The 18,736-nt window shown below is 40.1% G+C and carries 16 protein-coding genes; 3 read left to right on the plus strand and 13 right to left on the minus strand.

The genetic code is table 11. The annotated features are described in order from the left end of the window. Nucleotides 1-72: 72 nt before the first annotated feature. From rpoE to GZ63_RS0110755, 9 genes are all read right to left on the minus strand, one after another. The gene (gene rpoE / locus GZ63_RS0110715) at nucleotides 73-567 is read right to left on the minus strand and encodes a DNA-directed RNA polymerase subunit delta (protein WP_029269415.1); all 495 of its coding nucleotides are present in this window, start codon (nucleotides 565-567) and stop codon (nucleotides 73-75) included. Between the two features lie 162 nt (nucleotides 568-729). Next, complete coding sequence (locus GZ63_RS0110720) at nucleotides 730-1,353, minus strand: TetR/AcrR family transcriptional regulator (RefSeq protein WP_029269416.1); 624 nt, start codon at nucleotides 1,351-1,353, stop codon at nucleotides 730-732. A gap of 55 nt (nucleotides 1,354-1,408) precedes the next feature. After that, a complete protein-coding gene (locus GZ63_RS0110725) occupies nucleotides 1,409-2,551 on the minus strand; it encodes an acyl-CoA dehydrogenase (protein ID WP_029269417.1) in 1,143 nt (380 codons plus the stop codon). Between the two features lie 33 nt (nucleotides 2,552-2,584). Beyond that, nucleotides 2,585-3,727: an acyl-CoA dehydrogenase gene (locus tag GZ63_RS0110730; RefSeq protein ID WP_029269419.1), complete on the minus strand. Its 1,143-nt coding sequence runs from the start codon at nucleotides 3,725-3,727 to the stop codon at nucleotides 2,585-2,587. Between the two features lie 32 nt (nucleotides 3,728-3,759). Continuing rightward, nucleotides 3,760-4,611 (minus strand): 3-hydroxybutyryl-CoA dehydrogenase, encoded by an 852-nt coding sequence (locus GZ63_RS0110735; protein WP_029269421.1) that lies wholly within the window; start codon nucleotides 4,609-4,611, stop codon nucleotides 3,760-3,762. Between the two features lie 33 nt (nucleotides 4,612-4,644). Beyond that, a complete protein-coding gene (locus GZ63_RS0110740; RefSeq protein WP_029269423.1) occupies nucleotides 4,645-5,832 on the minus strand; it encodes an acetyl-CoA C-acetyltransferase in 1,188 nt (395 codons plus the stop codon). A gap of 137 nt (nucleotides 5,833-5,969) precedes the next feature. Further along, nucleotides 5,970-8,078 (minus strand): (Fe-S)-binding protein, encoded by a 2,109-nt coding sequence (locus GZ63_RS0110745; protein WP_029269425.1) that lies wholly within the window; start codon nucleotides 8,076-8,078, stop codon nucleotides 5,970-5,972. Nucleotides 8,079-8,264: 186 nt separating this feature from the next. Then, a complete protein-coding gene (gene argS / locus GZ63_RS0110750) occupies nucleotides 8,265-9,932 on the minus strand; it encodes an arginine--tRNA ligase (RefSeq protein WP_029269427.1) in 1,668 nt (555 codons plus the stop codon). 1 nt (nucleotide 9,933) lies between these two features. Then, nucleotides 9,934-10,371: a DUF1934 domain-containing protein gene (locus tag GZ63_RS0110755; RefSeq protein ID WP_029269429.1), complete on the minus strand. Its 438-nt coding sequence runs from the start codon at nucleotides 10,369-10,371 to the stop codon at nucleotides 9,934-9,936. A 158-nt stretch (nucleotides 10,372-10,529) separates the two neighbouring features. Between GZ63_RS0110755 and GZ63_RS0110760 the strand changes: the two genes are divergently transcribed. Next, nucleotides 10,530-12,569, plus strand: coding sequence for a transglycosylase domain-containing protein (locus tag GZ63_RS0110760; protein ID WP_029269430.1), 2,040 nt, complete (start codon nucleotides 10,530-10,532; stop codon nucleotides 12,567-12,569). A 333-nt stretch (nucleotides 12,570-12,902) separates the two neighbouring features. Here GZ63_RS0110760 and GZ63_RS0110765 read toward each other — a convergent pair whose 3' ends face one another. The 3 genes from GZ63_RS0110765 to GZ63_RS0110775 form a co-directional block, all read right to left on the minus strand. Next, the gene (locus tag GZ63_RS0110765; RefSeq protein WP_029269432.1) at nucleotides 12,903-13,421 is read right to left on the minus strand and encodes a YwhD family protein; all 519 of its coding nucleotides are present in this window, start codon (nucleotides 13,419-13,421) and stop codon (nucleotides 12,903-12,905) included. Nucleotides 13,422-13,495: 74 nt separating this feature from the next. After that, on the minus strand, nucleotides 13,496-13,987 hold the full coding sequence (locus GZ63_RS0110770) for a YwgA family protein (RefSeq protein WP_029269434.1): 492 nt from the start codon (nucleotides 13,985-13,987) through the stop codon (nucleotides 13,496-13,498). Beyond that, complete coding sequence (locus tag GZ63_RS0110775; protein ID WP_029269436.1) at nucleotides 13,977-15,293, minus strand: HD domain-containing protein; 1,317 nt, start codon at nucleotides 15,291-15,293, stop codon at nucleotides 13,977-13,979. The genes GZ63_RS0110770 and GZ63_RS0110775 overlap by 11 nt, the downstream gene beginning before the upstream one ends. 112 nt (nucleotides 15,294-15,405) lie before the next feature. On the opposite strand from GZ63_RS0110775, the gene GZ63_RS0110780 reads away from it, so the two are divergent. Then, a complete protein-coding gene (locus GZ63_RS0110780) occupies nucleotides 15,406-16,257 on the plus strand; it encodes a lipoate--protein ligase family protein (protein ID WP_029269438.1) in 852 nt (283 codons plus the stop codon). 48 nt (nucleotides 16,258-16,305) lie between these two features. Here GZ63_RS0110780 and pta read toward each other — a convergent pair whose 3' ends face one another. After that, nucleotides 16,306-17,277: a phosphate acetyltransferase gene (gene pta, locus GZ63_RS0110785; protein ID WP_029269440.1), complete on the minus strand. Its 972-nt coding sequence runs from the start codon at nucleotides 17,275-17,277 to the stop codon at nucleotides 16,306-16,308. 256 nt (nucleotides 17,278-17,533) lie between these two features. Between pta and hemQ the strand changes: the two genes are divergently transcribed. After that, nucleotides 17,534-18,283: a hydrogen peroxide-dependent heme synthase gene (gene hemQ / locus GZ63_RS0110790; protein ID WP_029269442.1), complete on the plus strand. Its 750-nt coding sequence runs from the start codon at nucleotides 17,534-17,536 to the stop codon at nucleotides 18,281-18,283. The last annotated feature ends 453 nt before the right edge of the window (nucleotides 18,284-18,736 follow it).

The following is an 18,736-nucleotide window of genomic DNA, read 5'->3' on the forward strand; positions in this document are numbered from 1 at the left end:
TTTTATATGATTTCAAGAGCCCAATAGAAATTGTACGCTTAAGGATTAAAAAAGTCAAGATAGCTTTACACGCTATTTTTCTTCCTCATCATCATCGAAATCTTCATCGCCAAATTCCTCATCAAGATTTTCATCCAAACCCTTTTCATACTGTTCATCATTAGATTCTTCATCAAAGTCACCGAAGTCTTCTTCAATATCTAATTTTTCATCTTCAAATGTTACTTTTTTCTCCGCTTTTTCATTTTTCTTCTTTTTCGCCGTCTTTTTCTTCTTCTTCTTTGGAGTTGCTGTTAATGTCTCATCAATTTTTTCTACTGGGTACCAACGCTTCAGTCCCCACATTCCTGAACCTAGCGTGAGGAAGCGACCGTCTAAATTTAAATCGGTATAAAAGGTAACGATTTTTTCATCTGTTTGACTCTCCGTAAATTCTTTTATCTCCGCAATCTTATTAAAAACTTCTTTAAAGTCCATTGCCTTCTGTTCATCTATTAAGATTAATCTTCCAAGTTCAATCATTGACATGTTTTGTAGCTCTTCATGGCCATAGTTTTGTAAACCCACAGTAGCGCACTCCCTTTTCAGTAGTTAAAAAGGGGTTTGACCCCTTAATTTTTAATATCATAACAAGTCTGATTTGCTTTGTCTAGTGAGATCTTATTTTTCGTCTGAATACATTACATGGGCCTTTTGATTTTTCACTTTGCTACAGGCAATGGCCATTAGCTAGTCTTCCCTTTTAATATCAATCGCTTGCAGCAGGAAATGGATTTGTCTGTCAATATATTCTTCTAATGAGAATTGTTTCTGCAGCATCCATCTTCTAAATCCCCACATTTGTCCTTGGACAAAGATATTATTTGCAAGTATTTCTGCATCCGCCTGCTCCATTTTATGTGGCAAACTGGTTATGATCAGATGCTCTAGCATATCAACCATTTCTCTTTCTTTTTTTAATACATATTCCTTCTTTTCCCCCTCTAGGGATTTCACTTCCTGATACATGATGATGACGCCTTCTTGCATCTCATCGATAAGCCGAAAATAAGACTTCGTAACATTTATCAAATTTTTTAAAGAAGGGGATTCATGATCAATGCTTTCCTCTAAACAAGCATGTACTTGATCATAAATTGCATCGCAAACAAGAAATAGAACATCTTCCTTGGTCCGAATGTACTCGTAAAGTGTACCAATACTAAAACCTGCTTCCTTAGCAATTTCTCTTGTTGTTGTTTTATGAAATCCCTTTTCCTTAAAAAGGGTTATCGCTCCCTCAATCATCTGATTCCGTCTTTTTTCAATTAATTCCTTGTCTTTGACCGAAGAAAGGATTTGATCTTCTGTCATTTTTATAGAAACCCCCTTCTCTTACATTGTTCACATTCCCGCAACTCTATCCATATTATTCTTTCGTTAGCAGCCTTCCGATTACGAGCCGCTGTACTTCATTTGTTCCTTCATAAATTTGTGTAATTTTAGCATCCCGCATGAACCGCTCCACAGGATAGTCTTTTGTATATCCATATCCGCCAAATACTTGGACCGCTTCTACGGTCACACGCATCGCTGTATCACCAGCATACAATTTTGACATCGCCGATGCTTTTGAATATGGAAGGCCCTCCGACTCCAAATAGGCAGCTTGATAGGTTAATAGACGTGAAGCTTCAACTTCTGTTGCCATATCAGCCAGTTTAAAAGATATACCTTGATTGTGTGCGATCGGTTTTCCGAATTGTTCACGTTCTTTGGCATAATCTACCGCAGCATCAAGGGCACCTTGAGCAATCCCTAAAGCTTGAGCAGCAATACCGTTTCGACCGCCGTCGAGCGTGGTCATAGCAATTTTAAAGCCCTCGCCCTCTTCACCTAAACGATTCTCCTTTGGAATACGACAGTTTTCGAAAATCAGTTCCGTTGTTGGGGAGGAACGAATCCCAAGTTTCTTTTCTTTTTTACCAAATGTAAATCCTTCTGTCCCTTTTTCGACAATAAATGCTGTAATTCCTTTATGGTTTGCATTTGTATCTGTTTTTGCAAAAACAATATAAATATCAGCAACGCCACCATTCGTAATCCAAACTTTATTCCCATTTAATATGTAATCATCATTATCTTTGCGGGCTATTGTTTTCATAGAAACGACATCACTGCCCGCACCAGGCTCAGATAAGGCATAAGCTCCTAATGCTTCTCCTGACGCAAGACGGTATAAAAAGTTCTTTTTCTGTTCTTCGTTCCCGTAAGTATAAATCGGCCAGCTAGCAAGCGATAGATGTGCAGATAAGGTTACACCCGTAGAAGCACAGACACGTGATAGCTCTTCAACTGCGATACAATAGCTGACATAATCTGCATTAATCCCGCCATATTCTTCTGGCCAAGGAATACCCGTTAACCCAAGTTCTGCCATTTTTTCAAAAATCACTCGATCAAAGCGCTCTTCCTCATCGCGTTCAGCAGCTGTAGGTCCAACCTCATTTTCTGCGAAATCACGCACCATTTTTCGTAGCATTTCTTGTTCTTCCGTTAATTGAAAATCCATTGTTTTTCCTCCCCATCCTGATCGCATCCATCATTAATCTTTTAAAATTTGTTTTGCAATCACCATATGTTGTATTTCATTTGTTCCTTCATAAATTTCAGTCACCTTTGCATCACGGAAAAACCGTTCAACAGGGTAATCCTCCGTATATCCGTAACCTCCATGCACTTGAACAGCTTCAACTGCTGTTTTGGTCGCTGTTTTTGCAGCATACAGTTTCGCCATGGAAACTTCCTTCACGCAATGTTTCCCGTTTTCCATCAGCGATGCAGCATGATAGGTTAATTGTTTTACAGCTTCCACTGCAGTAGCCATATCAGCCAGCTTAAAAGAAACACCTTGATGATGCGCAATTGCTTTGCCAAACTGCTCCCGTTCTTTTGCATAAGCGACCGCCTGCTCAAGCGCACCTTCGCTAATTCCCAGTGCCTGGGCAGCTATTCCGATACGTCCAACATTTAAATTGGACATGGCAATTTTAAAACCTTCTCCTTCTATACCAAGAAGCTGTGTTTTCGGGACGATACACTGATCAAAATTTAACTGCACTGTACTTGAGCCGCGCAGCCCCATTTTCTTCTCGTTTTTCCCTATCTCAAGACCCGGGCTGTTTTTTTCGACAATAAATGCACTAATTCCCTTTGATCCTTTTTCATTACCTGTACGTGCAAACGTAATAAATGTATCAGCTTCCGCTCCATTCGTAATAAATACTTTTGAACCGTTTAAAATATAATGATCTCCTACGTCTATTGCTTTCGTTTTTAAATTGGCAGCGTCTGATCCGGATCCAGGTTCGGTCAAAGCAAATGCGCCTAGGTACTCTCCGCTAGCAAGTTTCGGGACATAACGCTGTTTTTGTTCTTCACTACCAAAATCAACGATCGGATTAGTTCCAACGGAGGTGTGGACAGATAAAATAACACCTAAAGCGGCACTTACCTTGGATATTTCATGGATTGCTATAATGTATGAAATAAAGTCCATCCCGCTTCCACCATATTTTTCTGGAATAGGTATTCCCATCAACCCTAATTCGCCCATTTTCTGGATAATTCCCTCTGGAAATCGACCGTCGCTTTCCATACTTTCTATGTTTGGAGCTATTTCGGCGTGAGCAAAATCTCGAACCATTTTCCGCATCATCACTTGCTCTTCGGTAAAGCGGGTATTCATGCTGGCCCTCTCCCTTCAAGGTGTTTCCTCTTTTAATGATACTGATAAAAACCTCTGCCTGTTTTCTTACCTAACCATCCTGCTTTCACGTATTTTCTCAGCAATGGACATGGGCGATATTTGCTGTCACTAAACCCTTCATATAGCACTTCCATAATATAGAGGCAAGTATCCAGACCGATGAAATCGGCCAATGTTAATGGTCCCATTGGATGATTCATCCCAAGCTTCATGACCGTATCAATATCTTCCGGCGTGGCAACGCCTTCATAGACAGCGAAAATTGCTTCGTTTATCATTGGCATTAGCACACGGTTCGCTGCGAATCCCGGAAAATCCGCCACCTCGACGGGTGCTTTCTGTAATTCTTTTGTCATCGTTTCTATCGTTTCATATGTTTCGTCGCTTGTTTGCAGACCACGGATGACTTCAACAAGCTTCATCACTGGTACAGGATTCATAAAATGCATCCCGATCACTTTCTCTGGTCGGTTTGTTGCCGCAGCAATTTCCGTTATCGGAAGTGATGATGTATTGGATGCTAAAATGGTTTGTTCTGGCATTATTTCATCAAGCTGACGGAACACTTTTGTTTTCACATCCATGTTTTCCACAATCGCTTCAATCACAAGATCACAATGACCGCCATCTTTTATTTGAGTGGAAGTCTTCAGTCTTCCTAATGTCTTCGATTTATCCGCTTCTGTAATTCGTTCTTTATCCACTGCACGTTGCAGTAACTTTTCTATTTTATTTACCCCATTTTGAAGTGCATCTTGATTTACATCATTTAACAGCACCTCATAGCCTGCTTGCATGCAAACCTGCGCTATCCCGGCCCCCATCTGCCCTGCGCCAATGACCATTACATTCTTTACTGTCATGAACATATTCCTCCTCCTGAGTGCTTTCTCCAGTTAAGATTTCGGTACTTCAATCAGCACGGCGTCACCCTGACCGCCACCACTACAAATTGCTGCAATTCCAAGACCTCCGCCTCGGCGTTTTAATTCATGAATCAATGTTAAAATAATCCGCGCACCACTCGCACCAATCGGATGCCCTAAGGCAACGGCCCCTCCGTTCACATTCACTTTTTCTGAATCAATACCTGCGATTTCACCGCTAGCTAAGGAAACTGCTGCAAATGCTTCGTTAATTTCAAATAAATCAATATCCTCTTTCTTTTTACCGGTTTTCTCCAAAAGCTTATTGATGACCAGGCCTGGTGTTTGCGGGAATTTTTCCGCCTCTATCGCTACCTCCGCATGCCCTAAAACAAATGCCAATGGACTTTTTCCTAACTTTTCTGCCTTTTCATCAGACATTAACACAAAGGCACATGCACCATCATTCACCCCTGGTGCGTTCCCCGCTGTAATCGTTCCATCAGATCCAAAAGCAGAAGGCAATTTCGCCAATTTTTCGATACTAGTATCTTTTCGTGGTGCTTCATCTGTATCAACAATCATTGGATCACCTTTACGACGGGGGACTTCAAGGGCTACAATTTCCCCGGCAAACTTCCCTTCTTCGATTGCTTTTACCGCTCGTTGATGGCTTCGGTAGGACCATTCATCCTGTGCGTCTCTTGTTAATCCAAATTCATTTGCTGTATCATTTCCGTAATTGCCCATATGCACTCCTTGAAAAGAGCAGGTTAATCCATCATGGATCATCATATCTTTCACAGCCTTATCTCCCATACGATTTCCCCAGCGTGCATCGGGTAAAAAATAAGGAGCATTGCTCATGCTTTCCATGCCACCTGCTACAATTACTTCCTCATCACCAAGACGGATGAGCTGATCTGCCAATGTGACACTGCGAAGTCCAGACGCACATACCTTATTGATCGTTTCTGTTTTTACATTCCAAGGGATTCCGGCCTCCCTTGCAGCCTGCCTTGACGGGATTTGGCCTTGGCCTCCTTGCAAAACAGTTCCCATAATCACTTCATCAATTTCAGTGTTTTCCAGTTCTGCACGATCTAGTGCTGCATGTATTGCCTTTCCGCCCAATTTGGATGCTGTAAATGATTTTAGGCTTCCTCCGAATTTTCCAAACGGTGTTCTGGCACCTGATACAATAACGGTTCTTCTCATAGAAAACATCCCCTTCTTTGTATGATTATTTTTGATTCCCACGCTGCTTTCATGATTGAACGCTCGCTCAATTAGCTTATTCTACAAAAGGAGAGAAAAATCCTCCCCTTTTATCATTTCATCATCAACTAGAACGTCTATGCTGTTTTACTATCTTCTTTTGCAAATACAGATAATGCTAGAATTTCAGCAACATCCATCGTACTAATATCTTCTTCTACTTCTTTTGCCTTTGTTCCATCACTTAACATCGTTAAACAGAAAGGACATGCACTTGAAATCATGGATGGCTCCACTTCTAAGGCTTGCTCCGTTCGTGCTACGTTAATGCGGTTACCTGTCGTTTCCTCTGTCCACATTAAGCCCCCACCTGCACCACAACACATGCCATTCTCACGATTACGTTTCATCTCTACCAATTCGAGCCCTGGAATAGATTTTAAGATTTCTCTTGGCGGATCATATACCCCGTTATATCTGCCCAGATAGCAAGAATCGTGATAAGTTAATCGTTGGTTAATTTCACCGGTTGGTTTTAGCTTTCCATTCATCACAAGGTCAAATAGCATTTGTGAGTGATGATACACTTCTGCTTCAAAACCAAAATCAGGATATTCATTTTTAAAGATATTATAAGCATGCGGATCAATGGTAACAATTTTTGTTACATTGTGTTTATTAAACTCTTTTATATTCTTTTCAGCAATTTCCTGGAATAAAAACTCATTTCCAATACGGCGAGCCGTATCTCCAGAATTCGCTTCTTTATTTCCTAAAATAGCAAAGTTAATGCCTGCTTGATTCATTAATTTCGCAAAGGCAATTGCTATTTTCTGACTGCGGCTGTCGAATGAGCCCATGGAGCTCACCCAGAATAGGTATTCAAAATCTTTATCTTCTTTTTTCAATTCTTTGATTGTCGGGATGTACACCGACTCGTCCAGCTCACGCCATTTAATGCGATCTTTTTTCGATAGTCCCCAAGGATTCCCTTGACGCTCGATATTCATCACTGCGCGCTGGATATCAGAATCCATTTTCCCTTCTGTCATTACGAGGTAACGGCGCAGATCAATGATTTTATCGACATGTTCGTTCATTACCGGACAGGCATCTTCACAAGCACGGCAAGTGGTACAACCGGAAATTTCCTCTTCTGTCATGACATCCCCAATCAAATCGACACTTTCTACCGTTGCTGCGGCTTCCTTATTACCGGCACTAGCTAATTGGTTTCCTTGTGTATTTGAAAATGCAAAGGTTGGAACCCAAGGTGTCTTCCCTGTAACAGCTGCCCCTTTTTCTGTCAGATGATCACGAATTTTAATCATTAAGTCCATCGGTGACAGCATTTTTCCTGTTCCTGCAGCCGGACAAACGTCTGTACAACGGCCACATTCTACACAAGCATAAAGATCAAGCAACTGGAATTGTGTAAAGTCTTCCACTTTTCCGACGCCAAAGGAAACATCTTCTTCATCTTCCATTTCATCTAAATCGAAATTAACCTTAGATAATTTTCCAGGGACTCGCTTACTTAAGAATACATTAATTGGTGCAGCAATTAAGTGCGCGTGTTTGGATTGTGGTACATATACGAGAAAAGCCAAAAGCGTTATCGTGTGTACCCACCATGCAATGAAAAAGACAATCATTGCAGCTGTTGGTGACATCCAACCGAATAATAGTGCGATACCGCTCGCAATTGGAGATGACCAGCTCGCTCCTGTTTCAAACCAGATTTGCATCATCCCATTGCCAAGTAATACGGAAAGCATCAATGTTCCAATAAATATAAGAACTAAACCTGCTTTAAAACCACGTTTTAATCTTACTAGTTTCTCCATGTACCGTCGGTAAAATGCCCAAGCGACAGCTACTAAGATCATTAATGTAACTAATTCCTGAAAAAAGACAAATCCAGGATAAAGTGGCCCAAATGGTAAATGATTACCAGGAGAAATCCCTTTGATAAACATATCAATTGCACCAAACTGGACAAGAATAAACCCGTAAAACATCATGACATGAATCGTCCCCGACTTTTTATCCTTCAGCAGCTTGGACTGTCCAAATACGATTTTTATGATTTTTCGTATTCGTTCTTTTATTTCCCCGTCAAACTCTGATTTCTGCCCTAGATCAATATAGGCTTTCCGTGTTGCTATTACCCTTGCAAACAAGTAAATTGCATAAATGGTAACAGCGATGAATGCTAATAAGTTCACAATCAAAAAGGTATCCATCAACCAGCTTCCCCTTCCTGCACAATATTATGAAAAATGATAACGATTCCATTTATCAGAAATATCTTAGGAGAATTTTCTGATAAATACTATACTACTACTTTAACTATGAATGAGCATTCAGTCAACACCTTTTTAAAAAAATATTTTCCTCATGACCTAACATGAGGAAAATAAAGGGAGTGTTTACATTTTCTTTGGCGCTGTGACACCAATTAAACGAAGGCCATTACGAAGCGTAATGCGCACTGCTTTCATGAGTGCAATACGTGCTTTTGTTCTTTCCGGTTGGTCCTCGTCCAAAACTTTTTCTGCATTATAAAAGCTATGGAGCAAGCTAGCTAAGTCAAAAACATATTGTGTCACTTTATGTGGTGTATGTTTACTTGCAGCATCTGCAATTGTCTTTGGAAACTCCCCTAGTTTTTTTAGTAAATCCACTTCTTTTTCAGTGGTTAAAAGGGTTGGATCCATATCTTGCTCAAAAGAAAATCCTTTGTTTGCTGCTTGTTTTAGCATCGTACATATTCTTGCATGGGCGTACTGTACGTAATAAACTGGGTTTTCATTGGACTGTGAACGGGCCAAATCGAGATCAAAATCGAGCTGCGAATCATTGGAACGTGTTACAAAAAAGTAGCGAACAGCATCTATACCCACATCACTCATTAATTCGCGAAGGGCTACCGCTTTTCCAGTTCTTTTACTCATACGAAGCTTCTCACCATTTTCAAATAGATTGACCATTTGAATAATTTGCACCTCGAACTTATCAGAAGCATATCCTAAAGCCAAAATAGCTGCACGCATTCTCGGAATATATCCGTGATGATCAGCTCCCCATACGTTAATGATTTTATCAAAACCACGTTCTAGTTTGTCTTGATGATAGGCGATGTCCGGCATCAAATAAGTGTAGCTTCCATCGCTTTTGATAAGCACACGATCCTTATCATCGCCAAAGTCTGTTGAGCGCAGCCATGTTGCATCGTCCTTTTCATAGACAAATCCGCCATCTTTTAGTTTTGCGAGTGCATCATGAATCTTATCTTGATAAAGCGTCCGTTCGGAGAACCAATTATCAAAATGGACACGGAAATCCGCTAAATCTTCCTCAATTTTTTTCAGTTCATACTGGAGACCATACTCCTTAAAAAAGGAAAGTCTTTCCGCTCGATCCTTCTCTTTCCACTCCTGTCCATACGCTTCCTTAATTTTTTCGCCAATTCCAATAATATCATCTCCATGATACCCATCTTCAGGCATCGTTACGTTCTCACCAAGTGCTTGCAGATAGCGGGCTTCGACCGAAAGCGCTAACTGATCAATTTGATTGCCAGCATCGTTAATATAATATTCACGTTCAACATCATATCCTGAAGCAGCTAGAATATTACAGAGGACATCTCCAAAAGCTGCTCCGCGTGCATGACCAAGATGCAAGTCGCCAGTTGGGTTTACAGACACAAATTCAACCTGCACTTTCTCCCCTTGCCCTGTATTTGTCTTCCCGTAATTTTCATCCGTTTTTAAAATCGTCGGGATAAGCTCTCCTAAATAGTCGTTTTTCATGAAAAAATTAATAAATCCAGGGCCGGCAATTTCTACTTTAGAAATCGAAGCCTTCGAGTGATCTAAATGTTCCATAATATCTTTGGCAATTTGCTTCGGTGCTTTTTTTGCGATCCGGGCAAGCTGCATGGCAATATTGGTTGCAAAGTCCCCATGTGCTTTCTCTTTTGGCTTTTCTAAAATGATTTGCGGGAGCTCTTCCTTTGCAGCAAGATCTGCTTTTAAAACCGCCTCGCCAATTTCCTGCTTTAATATATCCTCTGTTTGTGCTAAAACATTCACTTCATGCACCCTCCTCATTATATGTCAAGGTTAAATAATGATCGCGTTTCTCTTTGCCGTTTAATTTTACCGAATAAGCTATTTTCAGCTGACCATTCTGATCTGTACGCAACGGTTGATGTGTGATTGATGATGTAAAAGTCTCCATATGCATTGTACCATAAGGGTGCTTAAAAACACTTTCAGTCGCACGCTGCATGTGGAATTGCTGATTCATCATCACATTCCCTGTTCGCTTGATCGTTACTTTATCAGGCTGAATCGTAATAAAATTTTTGATCCATGCCTTCTCCTCTGTTTGTTCTTCAAAGGTAAGCACAACCATTTGATTTTTTTCATAAAGTTTTCCTCTTTGTCTAACCATGTTATGTTCCTTTTCACCATCATCATCAATGATCGTACAAAGCTCAATAAACACTTCTTTATCGTTATGTCCCATCGTATTCGCTCCTGCTAAGAATAAATCATATAATTCCTTATTATAGCGGGAAAAGGAGGCTTTTATCAATACTAAGGTGAAAACTCTTCAAACAAGTTTATTTCGTCCGTTTTTTTCCAATAATGATGGTAATGTACTCAAATTGGAGCTGTCATCTTATGAAACGAAAACTTGGCAATTTTTTAAAAAAACATCTGCTTCTCACCGGTATATTAAGTACGATGCTAATTGGATTTTGTTTTATTATCGGTGTCTATTTTATTAGCTTTCTGTTGGGCCCACCGAATTTAATGAACCAACAAAATACCGTTTACTACAGTAATAGCGAAGAAGTCATCGGAGAAGAAAATGGATATGGAAGCCGTTTTCACACAGACTTAGATGAAATATCACCGTATTTGATCGATGCTGCCATTGCTGTGGAAGACCGGCATTTTTATGAGCATAACGGCTTCGATTTCAAACGTATTCTTGGTGCGATTATTGATAATATAAAAAACTTATCTTTAAAAGAAGGGGCAAGCACCATTTCCCAGCAATTGGCAAGGAATTTATATTTATCCCATGAAAAAACATGGACAAGGAAATTAAAAGAAGCTTTTTATACCATACGTCTGGAAATGTATTACTCCAAAGACGAAATTTTAACCGCTTATTTAAATACGATTTATTATGGCCATGGAGCATATGGAATCGAAGAAGCAAGCAATTACTTTTTTAACAAATCGGCAGGGGAATTAGATCTAGCAGAAGCGGCTATGCTTGCAGGTATTCCAAAAGGACCGTCGTACTATTCCCCCTTTAATAACATGGAAAAAGCAACGGATCGCAAGGAACACATATTAGAACTGCTGCTTCGCACAAACCAAATATCGGAGGATGAATATAATAGCGCAATAAATGAAAAGCTGAAATTCGCTAAAACGGAAGATACAGAAGAGGATACGATTGCTCCATATTTTCAGGATATGGTTTTAGAAGAAGCGGCTGCATTATTAGATCATAATAAAGAAGCGGTCCGATCTGGTGGTTACCAAATCTTTACAACGCTTGATATCAAAGCACAAAAAAAGTTAGAGAACGCAGTGGAGAAAACCATTCATCCCGCAAGTGACATCGAAACAAGTGCGATTGCTATGGACCCTAGTAATGGAAGTATTCGTGCATTAATTGGTGGTCGCGATTATAAAAAGAGTTCCTTTAACCGCGCCCATAAAGCCAAGCGCATGCCAGGTTCTACGTTTAAACCTTTTCTCTACTATGCTGCTTTAAATAATGGGTATACACCAAGTACAAAGCTCTTGAGTAAACCGACTGTATTTGAACTCGATAATGGAGAGGTTTATGAACCTAGTAATTTTAATGGATACTATGCAGATAAACCGATTACATTAGCTCAAGCATTAGCCTTGTCAGACAATATTTTCGCAGTAAAAACGAATATGTACCTAGGCTCTGATAAACTCGTTGAAACTGCAAGAGACTTTGGGATCACTAGTAAACTTCCCGCCGTTCCTTCACTCGCCTTAGGAACAGCAACCGTATCCGTAGAAGAAATGGTGGCCGGTTATGGAATGCTGGCAAATGGCGGGAAAGAAATAGCATCACATACGATTGAAAAAATTGTAGATCCCCAAGGGAACGTTTTACTGGATCTTGATGATAAAGAAGGCGAGCAAATACTCGATCCAAAACAGACTTTTATTCTTACTCATTTAATGACTGGTATGTTCGATACAACGTTAAATGGTTATATGGCGGTGACCGGATCAACCATCACAGACCAGCTGACACGCACATATGCTGGAAAATCCGGATCGACAGACGGGGACAGCTGGATGATTGGCTATAGCCCGATCCTTGTCACTGGTGTGTGGACGGGCTATGACGATAACCGGCCAATAGAAGTTGTAAAGGAAACAACATACGCCAAAAATATATGGGCAACCTTTATGGAAGCTGCACATCAAGAACTGCCAGATAAAAGCTTTAGCGTTCCAGATGGGATTATTGGGGTCCGGATTGACCCAGAGACAGGAAAAAAAGCTACTTCCTATTGTCCAACAAGTCGCATGATGTATTTTGAGAAAGGAAAAGAACCAAAAAGCCATTGTACAACCCATTTTCCAGGTGGGAAAAATAAAAAAGAAAAAGAGAAGAAAGGCAAACTGGAGCGACTATTTGATCTATTTAGGTAATAGATAGAGAGGGAATGTTTCACATAGCTGCAGCGGGGTTTCTAACGGCACAAACAATAGGAACAAACGCTGATGATTTGTTGCTCGAGTACGTAACCTTATTGCGCGAGTACATTCCCTCATTGCGGGACCCGTAACCTCAAGCACCATCGTCCATCGTCCAATACAATGAAAAAGAAGCCGACTCCATATAAGGTCCGTCTACCTTATTGAGTCGGCTTCTTTATTGTCCTAGTAATACATGAGTAGCCCATGTACCAATTATTTTACAAATTTCTGATGTAAAGTACAAGATTTTCGCTAAGTATTCATGGTTCAGTCACAAAATGTTCATTATTTTGGAAGTGCTTCTTTTAATTCATCCGTCGAATTATTCCACATGTCTTCGTCGAATTCTACAAGAAAGTCACGCAGTAGCTTTTTTGAATGGTCGTCCATATGCTCTACAACGATTTTACCTTTTAATGATTTTTCCATATGTGTTACATGCTGTGGCATTGATTTATACGCACGTTTATTTGGTTTGTCAACAAGCAGCTCACTTCCGGCCACACCAGCAAAATATGGTCCATGATCATTTTTCTCCACTGTAACCCAAACGATCCAATACAATCTTGGGTTTGGTACTTCGTTGCGGTCATTTAAATATTTAACACGTCTTTCGATTGCACTTCTTGCGTGCATCGCATCCATATCCACATATGCTTCATTTCCGTCCGGATCTATAATAACCGGTGACATGTTTTCCAAGCTGATGGAACCCATTCCATATCCGCCATGTCCATCCGTAGAGTCATCTTTAATGATGGTAAATGTATTTTTCTTTTTATTTGAAGATTTATCTGAATTCATTCAAGGAATCCTCCTTCACATTCATTTTCTACATCCATTGTAGCATAGGACACGTCCCCTTTTCATTCATCTGACTATATCACCTCGTCGATAAATCCCCATGCACGTGCTATTTCTTCCGCACTGTATTTTTGTTTCGGTTTCAATTCGTGCACTTTTGCCTCCACATCGCTTTTTTCAAGATCGGCAAAATACAGCATGGTTGCGACGAGTTCAAGGAAACGCGAGCTTTGTCCATTTAGCAAGCTCACCTTCTCTTCCATATCAGGCATATCAAGGCTGAATTGATTTAAAAAATCGTTACCTGCCGAAGTGATTTGATAGTGGTATTGATAATAGTGCCCTTTATCCTCTTTGATTTCGTCAAGAAAATGCAAATTACAGAGCTCTTCTACACGTAAAGTAAGCTCCTCCGAATACGGCCCGTATATATGAAAACGATATTTTTCCTCAAACGGGATGTTACATTGCTGCAAAATATAAATGATTTTCTGTAGTTTCTTTCTTCCTGTCACTTTTGTGGCCACATGAAAGAACTTGATTAACTTAGCATGATTAGTCAACAAGTTGACCCTCTCCTTGCCCATACAGTATTTCTTTGATTTGTTTTTTAAGTTTATGATCCTTTACAGCTTCGAGTAAATCTTTTGGAAAATATAGTTTATGGTCTGTTCGCTTTTTACCTGAGATCGACTCGACAATATCCGAATGGCGAGATAATTCCTTCAATTCATGATTAGGCATTTGCAAATGAATTGGCAAACGCTCTTCCTCTTCTCCAGGTCGATAAAAATCATACGGCAAATCAGATGAAGAGTCAACAACCAAATAATAATCTGGATGAATGCCCGCATCCTGGAACAGACGATATAATTCCATCCACTCCTTCATCTGTGTGTTCGGATTAAATTCAATATATTTAAATAGACGACGGTTGATAAACCTTTCGCACAGATCATATAAAATGAAGTCATCTTCCTCTAGCCATGACTGAAAATAATAATAAACTACTGCTTCATCCAACCGCAAATAATCCCTTAACGTAATTTCCTGATTAAAAAATGACTGGAAATGGGTCGGTTTTAATTTAAATGTATAGCCTGTCTCATATAAAAATTTTACCCGATGTAAAATCTTCGATAAAATAACTTCCGCGCTTCTCGTTACTGGATGAAAATAGACTTGCCAGTACATCTGATAGCGGCTCATAATATAGTCTTCCACCGCATGCATCCCAGTCGATTTAATAACAACCTGGTCCTCAATCGGGCGCATCACTCTTAAAATCCGTTCCATATCAAAGTGACCATAACTTACACCAGTGTAATATGCATCCCGCTGCAAATAATCCATCCGATCTGCATCAATCTGACTGGAAATCAGACTTACAACTAATTTGTCAGCGTACGTTTTTGCAATAACATCTGCGACTTGCTTTGGAAATTCAGGACTAACTCGTTTTAAAATACGGTGAATATTCGTATCCTCCAGGATGATTTTCCGAGTAAACTGCTCATGATCCAGTTTAAATACTTTCTCAAAGGAGTGGGAAAACGGGCCATGGCCTAAATCATGAAGTAGTGCCGCACAAAGGCTAAGGATGCGCTCTTCCCTATTCCAATGCGGATAATTCGTAAATTTCCCAATCATCCTTCGAACAATTTCATATACACCTAAGGAGTGATTAAAGCGGCTATGCTCTGCACCATGAAATGTCAAATACGTTGTGCCTAACTGTTTAATTCGACGCAACCGCTGAAATTCTGGTGCAGCAATTAAATCCCAAACAATGCGGTCCTTCACATGCACGTATCGATGTACAGGATCTTTAAACACCTTTTCTTCATTTAATTGTTCATCTTTATATGCCATCCTGATTACTCACCCTATTTCTTTTCATAACTTCACTTGTGTTATATTATATATTAGTTGACCAAAGTAAAAAAGAGATACTGACAACAAGCGAGTAGAAAAAGGAGAAATTATGAAGAACTGGAAAGAAATTATTCAACATGGAACTTTTCGTTACTTCGACCATTCAGGTAACATCGATTTTCACAATAAACCTTATACAGCATTAACATCTTTTGCCATTGATGATGCACTTGCTCATTCCGTTAGTGATCAACTCTCACCTCCCGTCATGCGTCTATGGGTCCATCCAAACACCGTTGTACTTGGAATACCAGATGCACGTTTGCCTCAGATTGAGGAAGGTGTGAAGCAATTAACTGCGGAAGGTTTTCGTGTCATTATCCGAAATTCAGGCGGACTCGCTGTAGCGCTTGATGAAGGAGTTTTAAATATCTCCCTTGTTTTGCCCGGTGTCAAACACATCTCTATTCATGACTGTTACGAGGCGATGGTTAGCTTTGTGCAGCATATGCTGCGCGATTTAACAGATAAAATACAAGCTTATGAAATCGTCGGGTCCTATTGTCCTGGTGACTATGATTTAAGTATCGATGGGAAGAAATTTGCCGGCATTTCACAGCGGCGCATTAAAGATGGAGCATCGATTCAAATCTATTTAGACGTAGAAGGAGATAGTTTCGAGCGAGCAGCTTTAATTAAGCGATTTTATGATAAAAGTAACATTTCCCAAGCATCCCGATTCGCCTATCCGGAAATCAAACCGGAAGTAATGGCATCGTTATCCACATTACTAAATCAACCATTGACGGTGGAAGATATGAAAAAACGCGCACTGGGTACACTAAAAGAACTATGTGACACCATTGTTGAGTCCAACTTTACAAACGCAGAATATGTCACATTTCAAAAACGATATGATCAAATGATCAAACGGAATGAAAAAATCGCTTGCCTGCAATAAAATAAAAAAGAAGCCTGCAGGAAATACTTCTCACTGCAAGCTTTTTTCTTATTTTGCCTGTGCGGCAGTAATCAATGCTAATTTAAAAACATCCTCTGCACTACATCCTCGTGATAAATCATTTACCGGTTTGGTTAACCCTTGAAGTACTGGTCCAACCGCTTCAAATTCACCTAAACGTTCAGCAATTTTATAACCGATATTCCCTGCTTCCAGGCTAGGGAAAATAAATACATTTGCATTTCCTTTCAGTATAGCGTCCGGCGCCTTTTTCGCTGCGACACTAGGAACAAATGCCGCATCAAATTGAAATTCCCCGTCAATAACAAGTGAAGCATTTCGTTCTTTGGCAAGTTTAACCGCTTGCTCTACCTTTTCTGTTTCCTCCGACTGGGCGGAGCCTTTTGTAGAGAAACTAAGCATGGCGATTCGTGGATCTATATCAAATAATTTTGCAGTTTCTGCACTTTCCATCGCTATTTCTGCCAAGTCTTCGCTCGTCGGGGCAATATTTATCGCACAATCCGCAAATACATATTTCTCTTCTCCTCTGACCATAATGAATACACCAGACGTCTTATTGATTCCTTCTTTTGTCTTCATTATCTGTAAGGCAGGGCGAACCGTATCCGCTGTAGAGTGTGCAGCACCACTTACCAAACCGTCTGCTTGATTCATATAAACAAGCATTGTTCCAAAATAGTTTTCATCACATAATTGTTTTTCGGCATCCACTTTTGATACTTTCCCTTTACGCCTTTGCACAAAAGCTTCGACCATTGCATCAAACTGCTCATATCGGCTCGGATCGATCAATTGACAAGCATCGATATTCACACCCATCGTCTCAGCCTGTTTCATTACCTTCACTTGATCACCAAGCAGAATTGGAGTCACCATTCCCATTTTGCTTAACTTGCTAGCGGCTTGCAAAATTCTCGCGTCCAGTCCTTCTGGAAAAACAATACGTTTATCCGTCTGTTGGATTTTCGCCTTTATATCATCAAATAGATTACTCATTCATTATCCCTCCTAAGAAACAGGTCTTCCTATTTAAATAATAATCGATCTTCTTCTCCTTTTAAAGAAACTTGGCGCTTGGCAATTTCGACAAATCCATGACAGCCGTATCTACTTTCATGCTAAAACCTTGGCAAGCCACGTCTCGTGCTATTTTTGCCCCCTTTTTCCTAAAAAAGCTTTTCCGTGAATATTGTATCCCAATTATGATATAGTAAAATTATATTCATACTTTAGTACATAAGGAGAGATTATGATGGTCGAAGCAGTAGAAACCATGGATGGTTGGTATAGTTTACATGATATGCGCGTCATGGATTGGACTTCTTGGAAATTAGCATCAAGTGAAGAAAGAACAGCAGCAATCGCTGAATTTAAAAACCTGCTCACAAAGTGGGAAGACGTAGAAGAAGCTGAGAACGGAAGCCATGTTATGTATCAGGCTATCGGACAAAAAGCAGACTTCATGTTTATGTTCCTGCGCCCGACAATGGAAGAATTAGCTGATTTGGAAACAGCTTTTAACAAAACAAAGCTTGCTGAGTTTTTAATTCCTTCTTATTCATACGTTTCTGTGATTGAACTTGCTAAATACCGTCCACAAGAAGACGGTGTTGACCCAGAGACACTTCCAGAAACACAAGCACGATTAAAACCAATTCTTCCTAAGTGGAACCATATGTCTTTCTATCCAATGAGCAGACGTCGTGAAGGCGATGATAACTGGTATACACTAGAAAAAGACGCTCGCGGTAAACTTCTTTATGAACATAGCAAAACCGGTCGTCAGTATGCTGGAAAGGTAAAACAATTTATTAGCGGATCCATTGGTTTTGATGACATGGAGTGGGGAGTTACCCTATTTGCCCACGATGTGTTACAACTAAAGAAAGTTGTCTATCAAATGCGCTTTGATGAAGCAACAGCCCGTTACGGAGAATTCGCTGAATTTTTTGTTGGCAATCATTTGGCTAAAGAGGATCTGGCTGCATATTTACACGTATAAACACCCTTTTCAAAGGCTGGGACAAAACCCCAGTAAATGTAAAAGAAGTTCGGGAGTCCCGTCTCTAGATGGAACTCCCGAACTTCTTTTTTTTACTTTTCCGTGCGATTTATACTTATTTAGCAATCCCGTTAACTTGCACTGCAGGTGGCTGCTTTCCGCGGGCACGGCCTCAGCCTCCTCGCATGAATCAGATTGTTTTGCCGCTGGATTTAGAAATTAAAGGACCGATGATCGAACCCATTTTTACTTATTCTTGGCTAGTTATGTCCCAACCTTTTTATTTTTACTCTTTCCTGTCATATCGATCAGACCTTTTACATAATCATTACTAGTAGACTTTGCATCAAGATTAAAACTAGAAGGGAATCCTTCAAGAGCAGAGTTTTACCGTTTGTTAAGTTATCATTTTAAGCAGTTTCTCCAGTCGATCACTAGAATTGAACGGCAGCC

The organism is Virgibacillus alimentarius (assembly GCF_000709085.1).
GTDB lineage: Bacteria > Bacillota > Bacilli > Bacillales > Amphibacillaceae > Virgibacillus_B > Virgibacillus_B alimentarius.